This is a genomic window from Nonomuraea typhae, assembly GCF_009760925.1.
Lineage (GTDB): Bacteria > Actinomycetota > Actinomycetes > Streptosporangiales > Streptosporangiaceae > Nonomuraea > Nonomuraea typhae.
Genome location: NZ_VRLV01000012.1, coordinates 39,657 through 55,749, shown reverse-complemented (window position 1 = coordinate 55,749; position 16,093 = coordinate 39,657). Strand labels below are relative to the sequence as shown.

The following is a 16,093-nucleotide window of genomic DNA, read 5'->3' as shown; positions in this document are numbered from 1 at the left end:
GACTCCAAAGTCAGCACAGAAATCCCTTATCGGTCAGCTTGCCGGGGCCACCGTGACAATAGTTAGGTAACCCTTGCCTAATCAAGACTCCCTGTAACAAAATCGGGAGCCCCGCAGACATCGGGTGAGAGGAACAGTTCTGTGCTGGACGGGTGCGTGCCCTGGCCGGAGGAGTTCGCGGAGCGCTACCGCGCCGCCGGGTACTGGAAAGACGAGACGCTGGGCGAGATGTTGCGCGCCCGCGCACGCGAGCACGGCGACCGGCCGGCCCTGGTCGCCCCCCGGGGGAGCACCCGGGGGAGCACCCGGCAAACCGGCCGATCGACCGGCCCGGGGGCCGGCCGGGTGACTGGTCATGGTCAGGTGACCGGCCCGGCGACCGGCCCGCGGGGCGAGGGGACGACCGGCTCGGACGAGGCCGGCTGGGAAAGGCTGACCTATGCCGGCCTGGACGCGAGAGCCGACCGCGTGGCCGCCGGTCTCCGAGCGCTGGGCATCGCCCCCGGTGACCGAGTCGTCGTCCAACTGCCCAACACCGCGGCCTTCGTCACTCTGATCTTCGGCCTGTTCCGGCTGGGCGCGTTGCCGATCTTCGCGCTCCCCGCCCACCGCTCCAGCGAGATCACCTACTTCTGCGAGTTCACCGCCGCCACCGCCTACGTCATCCCCGACGAGGACGACTACCGCCACCTGGCCGGCGAGGTACTGGCCAAGACCACCACCCTCGAACACGTCCTCACGGAGATCCCCGAAGCCGATCCGGCGGACCTGCCCCGCCCCGACCCGGCCGACGTCGCGTTGTTCCTGCTGTCCGGCGGCACCACCGGCGTCCCCAAGCTGGTCCCCCGGACCCACCGGGAATGGGCCTACAGCGGCCGGGCCGTAGCCGAAGCCTGCGGCTACGACCAGGACACCGTCCACCTGGTCAGCCTCCCCCTGGGCCACAACTGGCCGCTGACCCACGGCCTGCTGGCCACGCTCCACGCCGGCGGCACGCTGGTGCTGGCCGACGGCCCGAGCCCGGACGAGACCTTCCCGCTCATCGAGAGTGAGGGCGTGACGGAGACCGGCCTGGTCCCGGGCGTGGCGCTGCTCTGGATGGAGGCCGCCGAGTGGGGCGAGCACGACCTGTCCAGCCTGCGCCGCGTCACCATCGGCGGCTCCAAGCTGAGCGACGAGCTCGCCAAGAGGGTCGAGCCCGCCCTGGGCTGCCGCCTGCAGCAGGCGTTCGGCATGGCCGAGGGGCTGTGCGGGTTCCACCGCCCGGAGGATCCGCCCGAGGTCGTCCTGGTCAGCCAGGGCATCCCGGTCTCACCGGCCGACGAGATGCGGGTGGTGGACGAGGACGACCGCGACGTGCCGCCCGGCGAGGTGGGACAGCTCCTGGCCCGCGGCCCGTACACCATCCGGGGCTACTACCGCTCCCCCGCCCACAACGCGCAGACCTTCACCCACGACGGCTTCTACCGCACCGGCGACCTGGTCCGCCTGCTGCCCACCGGCCACGTCGTCTTCGAGGGCCGGGTCAAGGACCAGATCAACCGCGGCGGCGACAAGATCGCGGCCGAGGAGGTCGAGAACCACCTGCTGGCCCACCCGAACGTCCGCCAGGTGGCCCTGGTCGGCGTGCCCGACGAGGTGCTGGGCGAGCGGAGCTGCGCCTGCGTGGTCCCCCGCGGCGAGGCCCCGGCGCTGCCCGAACTCGCCGCGTTCCTGCGCGAGCGCGGCGTGGCCGCCTTCAAGATCCCCGACCGGCTGGAGATCATGACGGACCTCCCCCTCACCCCTCTCGGCAAGGTCAGCAAGAAGGCGCTGACCGCCATGGTCACCTGATGCACGCCGGTTTCGAGGAGGTGTGCGCGAAGGCCGCCGCCGAGGCCAGGAACGCGGGCCGTCCCGTGCTGGCGCTGTGGCGCGAGGAGATCGAGCGCGTCGAGCCGCTGCTGCCGCCGTCGCCGTCACGCAGCACGTTCTTCTGGTCGGGCCCCGGCCTCACGCTTCTGGGCCTGGACCGTGCGGCCACTTTCGTCGCCGAGGGATCGAATCGTTTCACCGAGGTACGGCAGGCGTGGGAGCGGGCCGTCCAGGACATGCTCACCGCCGGGCCGGGCGACCACGCCACTCCGGCCCTGGTGGGCGCGTTCTCCTTCGATGACGGCCCCGGCTCGCTGATGTGGGTGCCCCGCCTGCTCGTCGCCCAGCGCCCCGGGGGCCCGGCCACGCTGTGCCTGGCCGCGCGGGCGGACCCGGTCCACGGCGTGGAGGACGACGCGGCCCGTACGGCGTGGCGCGCGGTGACCTGGCTGGCCGCGGGAGCCGTCAGCCCGTGCCCGCCCCTGCCGGTCACCGGCCACGTGGCCGAGGAGCTGCCCTCGCCCCGGGAGTGGAAGGAGCTGGTGGCCAGAGCCGTCGCCCTGATCGGGGAGGGCCGGTTCAGCAAGGTCGTGCTGGCCCGCCGGTTGCGGGTGCGCCTGCCGTACCCGCCGGACCTGGGCGGGCTGCTGCACACGCTCATCGGCGCGCAACCCGGCACCACGGTCTTCGCGGCCGGCACCGGCGCGCGCACGTTCGCGGGCGCGACGCCCGAGCGGCTGGTGGCGGTGCGGGACGGGCGGGCCGAGACGATGAGCCTGGCGGCCACCCTGCCCCGCGGCGGTACCGGCGGCGCCGACGCCCGCCTGCGCGAGGAACTGCTCGGGGACGGCAAGAGCCGCCGCGAGCAGGCGATCGTCACCGAGGCGCTGCGCGGCGCGCTGGAGCGGGTGTGTCACGAGGTGGACGTCCCGGGCACGCCCGAGGTGCTGGACCTGCCGAATGTGCGCCACCTGTGCAGCCGGGTGAGCGGACGGCTCGCCGATCCGGAGGCGACCGGCGTGCTCGACCTGGCCGGGCTGCTGCATCCGACCCCGGCGGTCGGCGGGCATCCGCGGCCGGAGGCGCTGGGCTGGCTGCGGGAGGCCGAGGCGTTCGACCGCGGCTGGTACGCGGGCCCGATCGGCTGGGTCAACGCCCGGCAGGAGGGCGACTTCGCGGTCGCGCTGCGCTCGGCGCTGCTGGACGGCGACAGCGCGACCCTCTTCGCCGGCTGCGGCATCGTGGCCGGCTCCGACCCGGAGCGGGAGCTGGCGGAGACGTGGCTGAAGTTCCGGCCGATGTTGTCCGCGCTTCTCAATGATCAAGGAGACCTCCGATGAGCGATCGGGCGGCGCTGATGGAGCTCATGGCGCCCATCCGCGCCCGGGTGGTGACGGCGTCCGTGCTGCAGCTGGTGTACGCGGTGTCGGCGCTGGTGCCGTTCGTGTGCGTGGCCGAGCTGGCCCGTGCGCTGCTGGCCCCGGGGCCGGTGGACCGGGCGCGGGTCTGGGGCATCGCGGCGGTCGCGATCGGCGGCCTGCTGGTGCGGTTCCTGGCCTTCGGCGCGGCCGGTGCGATCATGCACTTCGCCGACGCCGACCTGCAGCTGCACCTGCGCCGCAGGATGGCGGCCCACCTGGCCAGGGTGCCGCTGGGCTGGTTCACCGACCGCAACTCCGGTCAGGTCAAGAAGGCCGTGCAGGACGACGTCAGGGAGATGCACCACCTGGTCGCGCACGCCCTGCTCGACCTGCTGGCCGCGGTGGTGACCCCGCTGGCGGCGCTGGCCTACCTGCTGACCGTGGACTGGCGGCTGACGCTGCTCGTGCTGGTGCCGATCCCGTTGTTCGCCGTCGCGTTCGCGATCATGATGCGTGGCTTCGGCGAGCAGATGAAGCGCTGGGGAGAGGCGAACGAGCGCATCAACGCGGCGGTCGTGGAGTTCGTCCGCGGCATCGCGGTCATCAAAACGTTCGGGCAGACGCAGCGCTCCTATCGGCGCTTCGCCGAGGCGGTGGACGACTTCGCCGACTTCTTCGGCGCCTGGGTACGGCCGATGCTCAAGCTGAGCGGGCTCAGCATGGCGCTCATCTCGCCGCCGACGATGTTGCTGGTCGTGCTGGCCGGTGGCACGCTTTTCGTCTCCCAGGGCTGGCTGGCGGCGCCGGACGTGCTGCCGTTCGCGCTGGTCGGCGTGGGCCTGACCGCGCCCTTCCTGACGCTGGACATGGGTTCGATGCGGCTGCGCCGGGCCGCGGAGTCGGCGGGCAAGGTGGCCGCGCTGCTGGCCACCCCGGTGCTGCCTGAGCCGGCGGAGCCCGCCGCGCCGGACGGCCATCGGGTGGAGTTCCGCGGCGCCGGCTTCTCCTATGACGGCCGGACCCCGGTGCTGCGGGAGATCGACCTGGTCATGGAGCCGGGTACGGTGACCGCGCTGGCCGGCCCGTCGGGGTCGGGCAAGTCGACGCTGGCCAAGCTGCTGCCGCGCTTCCACGACGTGACCGAGGGCGCCGTGGTCATCGGCGGGCGGGACGTGCGCGCGATCGGCTCGGCCGAGCTCTACCGGCACGTGGGCTTCGTCTTCCAGGACGTGCAGCTGCTGCGGGCCTCGCTGGCCGCCAACATCGCGCTGGGCCGCCCGGACGCGAGCGCCGGGGAGATCGAGCGAGCCGCCGCGGCCGCCCAGATCCACGAGCGCATCCTGGCGCTGCCGCGCGGCTACGACTCGGTGATCGGCGAGGACGCGCACCTGTCCGGAGGCGAGGCGCAGCGGGTCTCGATCGCCCGGGCGCTGCTGGCCGACGCGCCGATCCTCGTCCTGGACGAGGCCACGGCCTTCGCCGACCCGGAGTCTGAGTCGGCCATCCAGGACGCGCTGTCCACGCTGGTGGCCGGGCGCACGCTGCTGGTCATCGCCCACCGCCTGCAGACGATCGCCGGCGCCGACCAGATCCTGGTGCTCGGCGACGGCACGATCGCCGAGCGCGGCCGCCACGCGGACCTGCTGGCCGCGGGCGGCGCCTACGCCCGCCAGTGGGCCGCCTACGCGCGCGCCGGCGAACGCGACTGGACCCACGACGAGGAGATCGTCCGATGATCCGCCACCTCACCGCCCTGCTGGGGCCGCGCTTCCCGCGCCAGCTCGCCCTCATCGCGCTCTACGCCGCGTTGCAGGGCCTGACGTTCGCGCTGCTCGTGCCGGTGCTGCGGGCGCTGCTCGGCGGCACGCCCGCGGGCGGGTGGCTGGCGGTCTTCGCCGTCGTCGTCGCCGCCACCGCCGTCGCGCACTACGCGCAGTCGAGGTACGGCTATGCCGTGGGTCTGACGGCGATGCGGACCATGTACCACCGGATCGGCGACCACGTGGCCACGCTGCCCGTCGGCTGGTTCAGCGGCGACCGGGTCGGCCGCCTCGGCCAGCTGGCCGGCAAGGGCGTCATGGACGTCATGAGCGTGCCCGCCCACCTCATGCAGGTGCTGGTGACCGCCGTGGTGACGCCCGCGACCGTGCTGGCGTGCATGGTGTTCTTCGACTGGCGGCTGGCGCTGGCCGCGCTGGCCACCGCGCCGGTCATCTGGCTGGCCTTCCGCTGGACCGCCGCCCTCGTGCAGCGCAACGACGCCGCCATGCACGACGCCGCCGCCGAGGCCGGGGACCGGGTCGTGGAGTTCGCCCAGCAGCAGGCGGTGCTGCGCGCGTTCGGCCGGACCGAGGAGGGCTTCGACCTGCTGGACGCCGCCCTGGCCGGGCAGCGCACCGCGCTGCGCAGGCTGCTCGGGACCGCGCTGCCCGGGCTCGGCTCGGTCGCGCTGTCGGTGCAGCTGGCCTTCACCGTCACGCTGATCGCCGGGTGCGCGCTGGCGCTCGGCGGCGCGGTGGACGTGCCCGCGCTGGCCGGTGTGCTGGTGCTGGCGGTGCGCTTCACCGAGCCGCTGCTGGCCGCCGCGGACGTGGGCGCCGAGCTGCGGCTGGCGCGGGGCAGCCTCGGCCGCATCCGCGAGCTGCTGGACACCCCGGCGCTGCCGGAGCCCGCCGAGCCGCGGACGCCGGCCGTACCCTCGATCGAGCTCGATCGCGTGAGCTTCGCCTACGACGCGCGGCTCGTGCTGCGGGAGGTGAGCTTCACCGTCGCGCCCGGCACCATGACCGCGCTGGTCGGGCCGTCCGGGTCGGGCAAGACCACCCTCACCCGGCTCATCGCCCGCTTCTGGGACGCCGGCGCCGGGTCGGTGAAGGTCGGCGGCCACGACGTGCGCGAGCTGTCGGCCGAACGGCTCATGGGGATGGTGTCCATGGTCTTCCAGGACGTCTACCTGTTCGAGGGCACCGTCGAGGAGAACGTCAGGCTCGGCCGCCCGGACGCCACGGACGAGGAGGTGCGCGCGGCCGGGCGGGCGGCGCGCGTGGACGAGATCGTCGAGCGGCTGCCCGGTGGCTGGCAGGCCCGGGTCGGCGAGGGCGGGGCCACGTTGTCCGGCGGCGAGCGCCAGCGCGTCTCCATCGCCCGCGCGCTGCTGAAGGACGCGCCGATCGTGCTGCTGGACGAGGCCACCGCCGCGCTCGACCCCGAGAACGAGGCGGCGCTCATGGACGCGCTGTCGGCGCTGGCCCGCGACCGGACGCTGCTGGTCATCGCGCACCGGCTGCAGACGGTCGCGCGGGCCGACCAGATCGTGGTGCTCGACGGCGGCCGGGTGGCCGAGTCCGGCACCCATGAGCGGCTGCTGGAGCTCGGGGGCAGGTACGCGGCGTTCTGGCGTGAGCGCTCGCGGGCACAGGGGTGGAGGCTGGCCGGCCGGGCGTAGGAGACAATGGGGCAATGGCCGAGGAGCGACGCCAGTGGCGAGTACTCGGCCGCCCGCGCGGGCGGCCGCCCCGCATCACGCGCCCGGCCATCGCCGACGCCGCGCTGGAGGTCGGCTTCGACAACCTCACGCTGGCCACCGTGGGCGAGCGGCTGCAGGTGAGCCATTCCGCCCTCTACCGGCACGTGACCGACCGGCAGGAGCTGGTCATCCTGGCCATCGACCGGGCCATGCAGCGGGCCGAGTGGCCGGAGCCGACCGGTGAATGGCGGGCCGACCTGCGCGAGCAGGCGTGGGCCATCTGGCGGCTGCTGGACGCGCATCCGGGGCTCATCCAGGAGTTCCTGCGCCTGACGCGCTTCCCCTCGCAGATCATGGTCAGGTTCGGCGCCGCCGTACGCCATCTCATGTCGTGCGGTTTCACGCCCCGCAACGCCTTCCTGGCGGTGGACACCGTCTTCGACCTCACCGTCGACGTCTTCGGCCGCGGCCAGCAGATGGACCGGCCGGGCGGCGAGGGCCCGGTGCGCGTCACGACCGCCGACGCCTGGGCCGAGGGGGTGGGCGCGGAGGTGGCCGAGCTCATGCGGGCCGCGCTCGAGGAGTCCGCGGCCACCTGGTTCGAGCGCAAGCTCACCCTCGTCCTGGACGGCGTCGCCGCCTCGCTGGCCCCTTAGACGGCGTGGGCGACGTGGTCGTGCCTGCCGAGGATCGCGCGCACGGCGGTGATCCGGGCGAACAGGTAGGCGTCGTTGAGCCGGGCGGCGTAGGGGCCGGCGGCGTGCGGGGTGAGGAAGTGCAGGCCGCCGGTGGAGGCGGGCAGCACGACCTCCTCCTCCAGGGTCCACGGCACGGCGCCGGGGCGGAAGGCGTCGAACCAGCTCTCCTTGGCGTCCAGGAGCTCCAGGCCGTGGTCGATGCCGTCGGGCGAGGTCCAGGCGGCGGGGATGAAGCGGCTCCAGTAGGCGGCCCTGGTGCGGAAGCGCGGCCGCGGGCAGGCGGGCGCGGTCCTGATCAGGCTCAGCGGGAGCAGCGAGCGGGAGGTGGGCTCCTCGCAGCGCAGCAGGGTGAGCAGGGGCAGGCCGGTGGCGCGGGGACGGGTCTCCTCCTCGATCGGCCCGAGCGGCGCCGCGCACCAGCGGCAGGGGACGAACGCGAAGGCGATGCCGGGCTCCGGGCCGGTGCGCGCCCACGGCTCCGGCACGAGCGTCAGGGCTCCGGCCTCCCGCCTGGCCATGCGGGAGAGCAGGTCGAGGGGCAACGTCGGACACATCTCACTTGACCTCCATCAACGATCATTCCGGGCGGCTCGGGGCGGCCAATTGTCGTCCACCTTCTTTTCGGCCTGGACAGGACCACTGCATTCCCCGGTGTATGGCCGAAAATCCGGGTAAGTGTTCGGTAACACCGTGATATATCCATCGAGTGCACTTTTTCGTGACACATCGTTACGAAAAGCTCCCACCGCGACCGGACACGTCCTTGACAGGAGGTCGAACCGCTTGGTTACCGGTTCTCCCAGGCGGCAGGCCCATTGCGCGGCGCCGTACCCGTCCGTGCCCACGAGCTTCATAAATCCCACATTTGCCTGCAAACCACCTCCGGGACAGCGCTTGGGCACGGCAGGAAGTACGCATTGCATGGTGTTGCCAAGGTCACATCCCGCCATCGATGACAGGCGACGCGTTGCCATTTCTGGCACAATGTGATTAGTTTCTGACACATTGCACACGCCTCATATCGCCTGCTGAGAGAAGGAATGCTCGCACAACCGGCCTTTGGCCACCGCCTCAGGGCGCTCCGTCTCGAACGCGGACTGTCCCAGGCCGCGCTCGCCGCCGGGGGGCTGTCCACCGGCTACCTCTCACGGCTGGAGTCAGGCGCCCGCCCGCCCACCTCCCGCGTCGTCGAGCACCTGGCCGAGCGCCTCGGGGTGCCCGTCTCGGCCTTCGACGCCGCCCACGAGCCCCAGTCGCTGGCCCAGGTGCTCGCCTCCGTCACCTCCGCCGAGGAGATCGGCGACCCGGGTGAGGCGCTGGCCGACGCGCTGCGCGCCGACGACCGGCTCAGTCCCGCCCTCACCTGGCAGGCGACGTGGCTGCTCGCCCGCATCCGCGGCGGCCAGGGACACCACGACGACGAGCAGGAGCTGCTGCGCGAGCTGGTCACGCTCGGCGACACGCTGGGCACGCCGGAGCTGCGCGTGCGCTCGCGCACCGGGCTCTCGCGCTGCGTGCAGGCCCTCGGCGACAACACCAGCGCCCGCGACTACGCCTTCGAGGCGTACACCCTCTCCCCCGGGCTGTCGGCCGCCGACCGTGCCGCCGCGCTGCAGGCGCTGGTCTCGGCCGAAGCCGAGGCGGGGCGCCTGGCCGAGGCCCGCGCGCACGCCGACGAGCTGTGCGAGGTGACCGAGGAGGGCGGCGGCACGCTGTTCATCAAGGCGCTGTGGTCCTCGGCCACGGTCCGCATCAGGCAGGGCGACTACCCCGGGGCCCGGCGGGCGCTCGAACACGCCCTGCAGAGCCTCGACAGCCGCGAGGACCTGCAGCTGTGGATGCGGCTGCGGCTGGCCGCCGCCTCGCTCTACCTGCAGATCACCCCGCCGCTGACCGACCGGGCCGCGGCCCGGCTCAACGAGGTCGGGCCGGTGCTCGCCCTCGTCGGCACCGACCTGCACCAGCAGCAGTTGCTCACCCTGCGCGCCCATCTCGCCTTCGAGGAGGGCGAGACCGAGCGGGCCAGGGAGCTGGTCACGCAGATCGACGAGGCGGGCGAGCTGCTGCTGTCCTTCCGCGACCGCATCCGCTTCCAGGCGCTGCGCAGCCAGCTGCTCATCCTCGACGGCCGGGTGGACGAGGGCAACAGCGCCCTGCGCGACCTCGCCACCCAGGCCCAGGAGGCGCTCAACGTGGAGCTGGCCGCCGAGATCTGGCGGATCCTGGCCACCACGCTCTACAGCAAGGCGTGATCCCCGGGCGTGCGCAGGCGGTCGGCGAACCGCTTGGCGAACTCCTCGGCCGCGGCGCCGGGCACGATCCGCGGGTCGTAGGAGACCACCAGGTCCATGCCGCCGTCCGCGCGCGGCCACGTCTCCGCGTGCAGTTCCGCCGTCAGCTCCAGGTACGGCTGGCGCGCGTACGCGGTCCGGAGCCCGGCCAGCGGCAGGCCGGGCGGCAGGGTGTCGCGGAGGGCGAAGACGACCTGGCAGAGCGGCCCGGCCGCCTCGGGGAAGGGGACGCCCCCGCCGGCCATGGCCCTGGCGACGGCCGTCCCGGTCTCCCTCACCGCGACCGGGTCGCCGGCCAGCGCCCGGCCGCGCAGGCGGACGCCGAGCAGGTGCGCGTGGCAGCCGGCGGCCGGGCCGTACTCCTGGGGGGCGGGCAGGCCGACGGCGAGGTCGCGGCTGCCGGTGACCTCGGCCAGGTTGCTCGCGCACAGCGCCAGCAGCACCGAGAGCCGGCAGGCGCGGGCGCGGGCGGCCAAAGTGTCCACGTGGGCCATGACGGCCGGGGGCAGCGGGGTCTCCAGGTGGCGCGGGCCGCCGGCGTCCGGGTCCGGCTCGCCCGGCCAGGACAGTCGCGGGACGCCGGACGGCTCGGCGAGAAGGCCGGCGACCGGCTCCGCGGTCACCGGGCGGGGGCGCCTTCGTGAGGTGAGGCGGCCGTGGTTGTAGGCGGCGGCCAGGTCGGCGGCGAGCTCCCGCTCCGGCCAGCCCTCGAGGGCGATCGCGTGGACGGCGAGGCCGAAGACCGCGCGGTCCTTGCCCGCGGGGGCCAGGGCCGCGTGCCACACCTCGCCCTCGGCCGGGTTGAGCGGGGCCGACAGCGCGAGGCGCAGGGCGCTCAGGGCCGCGGCCCGGTCCGGGCTCGGCGGCAGGACCTCCAGCGGCGGCGGCGGGACGTCCGGCGAGGACCACGCGGCGGGCTTCGGCCGCAGCAGGTAGGCGGCGCGCAGCGGGTCGTGCGCGCGGTGCACGGCGGCCACGGCGGATTCCAGGGCGGCGGGGTCGAGGTCGCCGTCGATGATCCAGGTGAGCAGGCGGTGCGCGGCCCGGCCGCGTGGGTTGGTCAGGAGGGCGGTTTGCGCAGGGGTGAGGAGGGTGACGTCGCTCGTGGCGGGAGTCGTGCCGTCCGTGGTCTCCAGCCAGGCGGTCAGCCCGGCGGCGGTGGGGTGCTGGTACAGGCGGGAGATGGGGACCGGGCGGCCGAGGCGTTCCGACAGCCGGGCGCAGATGCGGCCGGCCACGTGCGGGCCCGCGCCCAGCTCCGTGAAGGGGCGGTCGGCGCGGCCCAGGATCTCGGTGAAGGTCTGGGCGACCAGCTCGCCGGCGTGCTCCCCGGCGCGGTGCGGCAGCGGTTCGCCCGGCTTGCCGCGTTCGGTGAACGGGACGGCGGGCACGCTCACCACGGCGCGACGGCCGCCGGCCCGCCCCCGGCGGCCGCGCAGGTGCAGCACGCCGTCCTGATCCCACGCGCCGAGGTCGCCGGTCCGGTAGACGCGCACGCGCCGGCCGTCCAGGCGGACATGGGTGAAGCGGACGGCCGTCAGCTCCGCGTCGCCCAGGTAGCCGATGGCCAGGCCCGCGCCGGCGATGCAGATCTCGCCGGTCTCGCCGACTGCGCAGGGGCGGGCGCCGTCCAGGACGTGGATCTGCGTGCCCGGCACCGGACGGCCGAGCGGGATGCCGCCGGGACGCTCGCAGTCGGCGGCCGTGACGCGGTGGGTGGTGGCGAAGACCGTGCTCTCGACCGGCCCGTAGCCGTTGAGCAGCACGATCACCGGGTGGCGGGCGACGAACCTGGCGACGTGCCCGGCCGACAGCCGTTCCCCGCCGATCATGACCTGGCGCAGGCCCTGGAAGGCGTCGAGGTCCTCGTCCACGATCATGTTGAACCGGCTGCCGGTGAGCCAGACGATGTCGGTGCCGTGGTTCTCGACCGCGCCGCGCAGGCCGGCGGCCGTCAGGTGGGGCTCGTCGACGATCAGCGAGGTGCCGCCGTTGAGCAGCACCGACCACAGCTCCAGGGAGAACGCGTCCCAGGGCAGCGGCGCGGCCAGGGGCATCACGGTGTGCGCGCCGAAACGGGCGAAGCCGTCGTGCTGGAACAGCCGGGCGGTCGCCGCGTGCGGGGTGAGCACACACCTGGGGCGGCCGGTGCCGCCCGAGGTGAGGAAGACGGTCGCCGGATCCCGCCCGCCGACGGCGACGGGCCGGTACCCGTCCGGCACCGGGACCGGCCCGCCCGGCGGTGACCACGCGCGGGCTCCGAGGTCGGCGGCCCCTGCCGCGCACACGATGAGCTCGGCCCCCAGGTCCGCGACCACCTCGGCGAGACGGTGCGCGGGCCAGGCGGAGTCGAGCAGCGCGTAGGCGGCCCCGGTCTTGAGTACGGCCAGCAGCGCGATCACCAGGTCGGTGCTTCTCGGCAGCAGGATGGGCACGCAGTGCCCCTTGGCCACGCCGGCGTCGATGAGCCGGGCGGCCCAGGCGTCGGCCGTGCGGTGAAGTTCGCCGTAGGTGATGGTGGTCTGTCCCGATACCAGGGCAGGCGCGTTCGGTCGCGCCAGCGCCGTTCGCGCCACGGCCTCATGCAGTCCCTCGCCGTGCGAAGCGCACGGGCGTCCCGTCGTCCAGCTGGAATGTGGCTGCACGTGTTCCACTCCCCTCGCGTGCGGCCCTTACCAACATTGTGTCAAAAGGTTGCCATAGACTTGCCAAGTCCGGCAAGCTATTGCTTGACCATTCCCCGGAGGTGCCCCATGGCCCGCGACCGAACGCGCGACATCGCCGTCACCGGAATCTCCGCCCGATTCCCCGGCGCGAACGACCTCGACACCTGGTGGGCCGCCCTGACCTCGGGAAAGGTCATGACCACCCGCTACGACCGCGACACCCTGCTCGCCGCCGGGATCCCCGCCGGCCTGGCCGACGACCCCGGCTACGTGCCCGTGCGCGGCCACCTCGCGGACGCCGACCGGTTCGACAACACCCTCTTCCGCATCCCCGCCCGCGACGCCCGCCTCATGGACCCCCAGCACCGCCTCATGCTCGAAGCCGCCTGGGCCGCCCTCGAGGACGCCGCCGCCGGCCGTACCGGAGAAGGCCCCCGCACCGGTGTCTACGCCTCCGGGGGCGAGTCCGGCTACCTGCGCGCCGTCGCCGCGGCGGGCGCGCTCGACCCCGCCACGCAGGCCCAGGTCGCCCAGCACGCCGAACCCGACCACATGGCCGGGCGCATCGCCTACAAGCTGGGCCTGCGCGGCCCCGCGCTCGCCGTGTGCTCGTCCTCCCTGGCGACCGTGCATGTGGCCGCGCAGGCCCTGCTGTCCGGCGACTGCGACCAGGCCGTGGTCGTCGCCGCCGGCCTCACCCATCCGCAGGGCGGCCACCTCCACCGGCCCGGCGGCACCCAGTCGGCCGCCGGAGCCTGCCGGCCCTTCGACGCACGGGCCGACGGCATGGTCGCCGGATCCGGCGTCGCCTGCGTGATCCTGCGCCGCCTGGCCGACGCCCTCGAGGACGGGCCCCCGCCGTACGGCGTCATCCTGGGCAGCGCCGTCAACAACGACGGGGCCGCCAAGCCGGGCTACCACGCCCCGTCCGCCGCCGCCCAGGAAGACGTCATCCGCTCGGCCCTGCGTACCGCGCGCGTATCGGCGTCGTCGCTCGGCTATCTGGAGGCGCACGCCACCGGGACCCGGCTCGGCGACCCCATCGAGTGGTCGGCCGCCTCCGCCGCCCTCAAAGCCCTGGGGGCGCGCCCCGGCCAGGTGGCCGTCGGGGCGCTCAAGGGCAACATCGGCCACCTCCACGCGGCCGCCGGGCTCGCCGCCCTCATCAAGGCGCTCCTGGTGGTGCGGTACGGCACGGTGCCGCCGGTGGCCGGTTTCACCCGGCTCAACCCGCTGCTGGACACCGGCGGATCGCCCTTGTGGGTGCCCCGGTCGGCCATGCCCTGGAGCGGGCCGGAGCCCAGGAGGGCCGGAATCAGCGCCTTCGGCGTCGGCGGCACCAACGCCCACGCCATCGTCGAACAACCGCCGTCCGCCATAGGCCGGCCGCGTCCCACCCCCTCCACCCGCCCACGCTCCGCCTCACCGGACCACGTCCCCACCACCCCCGACCACCTGCCCACCTCCCCGGCAGCCGCGCCCGACCACGTCCCCACCACCGCCTCCGACCCTTGGCCCACCTCCCTGGTGGCCGCGCCCGACCACGTGCCCGTCACCGCGTCCGACCGCGTGCCCACCTCCATCCACGCCGGGACGGCCGACCTCTCCGGCCTCGCCCCCACGGCACGCCACAGCGCCGCGACGTCCTGGCCCGCCTTCGTCTCTCTGGCGTCGCTCCACGTGACGGCCTCGGCCGATCTGGCGCCGCGCACGACGCCGGCCAGGTCGGTTTCCCCGGATCCGATCCACGCGCCTTCGCACGACCCCCGCACCACGCCCCCGGCCGCGCCGGGCCTCCACGCCTCCGGCCCGGAGACCCACCTGATCCTGCTGTCCGCCGCCGACCCGGACGCCCTGGAGCGGGCCGCCGCCCGGCTTGCCAGGCACCTTGCCACGCAGGCACCTGACCTGGCCGACGTCTCCTTCACCCTGGCGGTGGGCCGGGCAGAACTCCCCGAACGCCTGGCCGTGACCGGCCGGACCGCCGCGGAGGTGGCCCTGGCCCTGTCCGCGGACGGCGCGTCTCCGGGCCGCCGCGTCACGGACGGCCCGGCGCCGGTCGTCTTCCTCTTCCCAGGCCAGGGCACCCAGTACCCCGGCATGGCCGTCCCCCTCGCGGAATCCCTGCCCGGTTTCCCCTCGGCGCTGGCAGCCTGCCTGGACGCCTTCGACCCCGTCCTCGCGGCGCGCATGGAACGGGCGCTTCTCGACCCCGCCTTCCCCGCCGGCGACCTGTGCCAGACCGAGCTCACCCAGCCCGCCTTGTTCGCCCTGGAACACGCCGCCGCGACCGCGCTCCTGGCCCTGGGCGTACGGCCGGCGTCCCTGCTCGGCCACGGCCTGGGTGAGATCATCGCAGCCTGCCTGGCCGGAGTCCTGAGGTTGCCCGACGCGGCAAGGTTCATCACCGTACGCGGCAACGCCATGCAGGGCTGCCCGCCCGGCGTCTTGCTCGCCCTCGACTGCCCCGAGGCCCGGGGTCTCAAGCTGGCCGCCGAGGCCGGAGCCGACCTGGAACTGGCCGCCGTGGACTCACCCGGCACCTGCGTCCTGGGCGGTTCCGAGGCCGCGGTAAAACGTTTCGAGGAGATCCTGGGCCAGAGCGTCCCGCACCGCAGGCTCCGGACCAGCCACGCCTTCCACACCCGGCTGATCCAGCCCGCCGTACCGGAGCTCGCGCTGGAACTGACCGACATCCGCCTCCAGCGCCCCACCATCCCCTACGCGGCCAACAGCACCGGCCGCGTCATCCCCGCGGGCGTGGTCGTCAGCCCGGAGACGTTCATCGACCACCTCCGCCAGCCCGCCCGGTACGCCGAGGCCATGGCCTCCACCGCGCTGGCCCTGCCCGGCGCCGTCACCGTCGAGGTCGGCCCCGGCGCCACCCTGTCGTCGCTGGCCGAAGCGGCCCGCATGACGAGCGTCCCCCTCTCCCCCGCGCGCACCCGCCGCCCCGCCGACGAGGTCCTGTCCGCCCTGGGCGCCCTCTGGACCCTCGGCCTGCCCCTGGACCCCCGCGCCCTGTGCAGCGCCGGCCGCCGGGTCCACCTGCCTGCCTACCCGTTCAACGGCCCCCGCTGGTCCGCCCCTCACCCCGCCCGCGTCGCCGCCCTGGACTGACCCCATGGCGACCCTGGAACTACGGCGGGGCCGGGCGTCGCGGGCCTCCTTGCGGGCTACCAGCCTCCCGGAGCTGCCCGCACCGGGCGTCACGGGCCCGAGGAGGGCGGCCCACGCCCCTCCTCGCCTCGGAAGCCCGGCGCAAGGAGGGCGGCCCACACACCGGCGAACCCCGGAAGCGTGCGCAAGGAGGACGTCCCACGCACCGGCGAACCCCGGAAGCGGGGCGCGGAGAGCGTCCCACGCAGCGCCGTACCCCAGAGGCCCCGCACACGGAGGGCGCCCGCGGCCTGGAGTGGCGCGGGCGCTGGGGAGGACGGCTCCGGCGGGCCTGCCTGCGCGACCGGGTGAGCGGATCGACGCGGGCGAGCGGCGTCGGCCGGCCAGGCCGTCCAGGTCGTTCCGGCATGCAGGGGCTGACCCGGGGTTCAAGGCGGGCCCGGCCCGATGCCCTGCCGCACCAGAGCTGCCTGAGGCGATGCTCTGCGCTTTGCTGCCTGAGGCGATGCTCTGCGCTTTCAGGAAGCGGTCTGGGTCGAGCTGCTGCGCCTTCAGGGGGCGGTCTGTGTCCTACAGCGGGGAACGGCCTGAGCGGGGCCCCGCCGTGAGAGAGGACGAGGGGTGGGGTGCGAGGCGA

At 74.3% G+C, this 16,093-nt stretch carries 9 protein-coding genes; 7 read left to right on the top strand and 2 right to left on the bottom strand.

Annotated elements, in window-relative coordinates:
• Positions 1-141: 141 nt before the first annotated feature.
• The 5 genes from FVE25_RS36760 to FVE25_RS36740 are packed head-to-tail and all read left to right on the top strand — an operon-like array spanning position 142 to position 7,337.
• Positions 142-1,833 carry a (2,3-dihydroxybenzoyl)adenylate synthase gene (locus FVE25_RS36760; RefSeq protein WP_246268012.1) on the top strand — a complete coding sequence of 564 codons (1,692 nt, stop codon included), beginning with the start codon at positions 142-144 and terminating at the stop codon, positions 1,831-1,833.
• Entirely contained in the window at positions 1,833-3,194 is a 1,362-nt protein-coding gene (locus FVE25_RS36755) for an isochorismate synthase (RefSeq protein WP_157252093.1), read from the top strand. The genes FVE25_RS36760 and FVE25_RS36755 overlap by 1 nt, the downstream gene beginning before the upstream one ends.
• Complete coding sequence (locus FVE25_RS36750; protein WP_157252092.1) at positions 3,191-4,951, top strand: ABC transporter ATP-binding protein; 1,761 nt, start codon at positions 3,191-3,193, stop codon at positions 4,949-4,951. Before FVE25_RS36755 ends, FVE25_RS36750 begins: the two co-directional genes overlap by 4 nt.
• Positions 4,948-6,660 carry an ABC transporter ATP-binding protein gene (locus FVE25_RS36745; protein ID WP_157252091.1) on the top strand — a complete coding sequence of 571 codons (1,713 nt, stop codon included), beginning with the start codon at positions 4,948-4,950 and terminating at the stop codon, positions 6,658-6,660. The genes FVE25_RS36750 and FVE25_RS36745 overlap by 4 nt, the downstream gene beginning before the upstream one ends.
• Before the next feature lie 14 nt (positions 6,661-6,674).
• Positions 6,675-7,337, top strand: coding sequence for a TetR/AcrR family transcriptional regulator (locus tag FVE25_RS36740; RefSeq protein ID WP_157252090.1), 663 nt, complete (start codon positions 6,675-6,677; stop codon positions 7,335-7,337).
• Here FVE25_RS36740 and FVE25_RS36735 read toward each other — a convergent pair.
• Positions 7,334-7,933 carry a hypothetical protein gene (locus tag FVE25_RS36735; protein ID WP_157252089.1) on the bottom strand — a complete coding sequence of 200 codons (600 nt, stop codon included), beginning with the start codon at positions 7,931-7,933 and terminating at the stop codon, positions 7,334-7,336. The two genes, FVE25_RS36740 and FVE25_RS36735, sit on opposite strands and share 4 nt — an antisense overlap.
• 486 nt (positions 7,934-8,419) lie before the next feature.
• Here FVE25_RS36735 and FVE25_RS36730 point away from each other — a divergent pair, with 486 nt between their 5' ends.
• Positions 8,420-9,631 (top strand): helix-turn-helix domain-containing protein, encoded by a 1,212-nt coding sequence (locus FVE25_RS36730; RefSeq protein ID WP_157252088.1) that lies wholly within the window; start codon positions 8,420-8,422, stop codon positions 9,629-9,631.
• Here FVE25_RS36730 and FVE25_RS36725 read toward each other — a convergent pair.
• Positions 9,616-12,246, bottom strand: a complete 2,631-nt coding sequence (locus FVE25_RS36725) for an AMP-binding protein (protein ID WP_219825799.1) — start codon at positions 12,244-12,246, stop codon at positions 9,616-9,618. The genes FVE25_RS36730 and FVE25_RS36725 overlap by 16 nt on opposite strands.
• 177 nt (positions 12,247-12,423) lie before the next feature.
• Here FVE25_RS36725 and FVE25_RS36720 point away from each other — a divergent pair, with 177 nt between their 5' ends.
• Complete coding sequence (locus FVE25_RS36720) at positions 12,424-15,456, top strand: beta-ketoacyl synthase N-terminal-like domain-containing protein (RefSeq protein ID WP_157252086.1); 3,033 nt, start codon at positions 12,424-12,426, stop codon at positions 15,454-15,456.
• The last annotated feature ends 637 nt before the right edge of the window (positions 15,457-16,093 follow it).

Coding starts and splice junctions, on each gene's coding strand:
- FVE25_RS36755 (WP_157252093.1), top strand. CDS start 1,833: ATGCACGCCGGTTTCGAGGAGGTGTGCGCGAAGGCCGCCGCCGAGGCC.
- FVE25_RS36750 (WP_157252092.1), top strand. CDS start 3,191: ATGAGCGATCGGGCGGCGCTGATGGAGCTCATGGCGCCCATCCGCGCC.
- FVE25_RS36745 (WP_157252091.1), top strand. CDS start 4,948: ATGATCCGCCACCTCACCGCCCTGCTGGGGCCGCGCTTCCCGCGCCAG.
- FVE25_RS36740 (WP_157252090.1), top strand. CDS start 6,675: ATGGCCGAGGAGCGACGCCAGTGGCGAGTACTCGGCCGCCCGCGCGGG.
- FVE25_RS36735 (WP_157252089.1), bottom strand. CDS start 7,933: ATGTGTCCGACGTTGCCCCTCGACCTGCTCTCCCGCATGGCCAGGCGG.
- FVE25_RS36730 (WP_157252088.1), top strand. CDS start 8,420: ATGCTCGCACAACCGGCCTTTGGCCACCGCCTCAGGGCGCTCCGTCTC.
- FVE25_RS36720 (WP_157252086.1), top strand. CDS start 12,424: ATGGCCCGCGACCGAACGCGCGACATCGCCGTCACCGGAATCTCCGCC.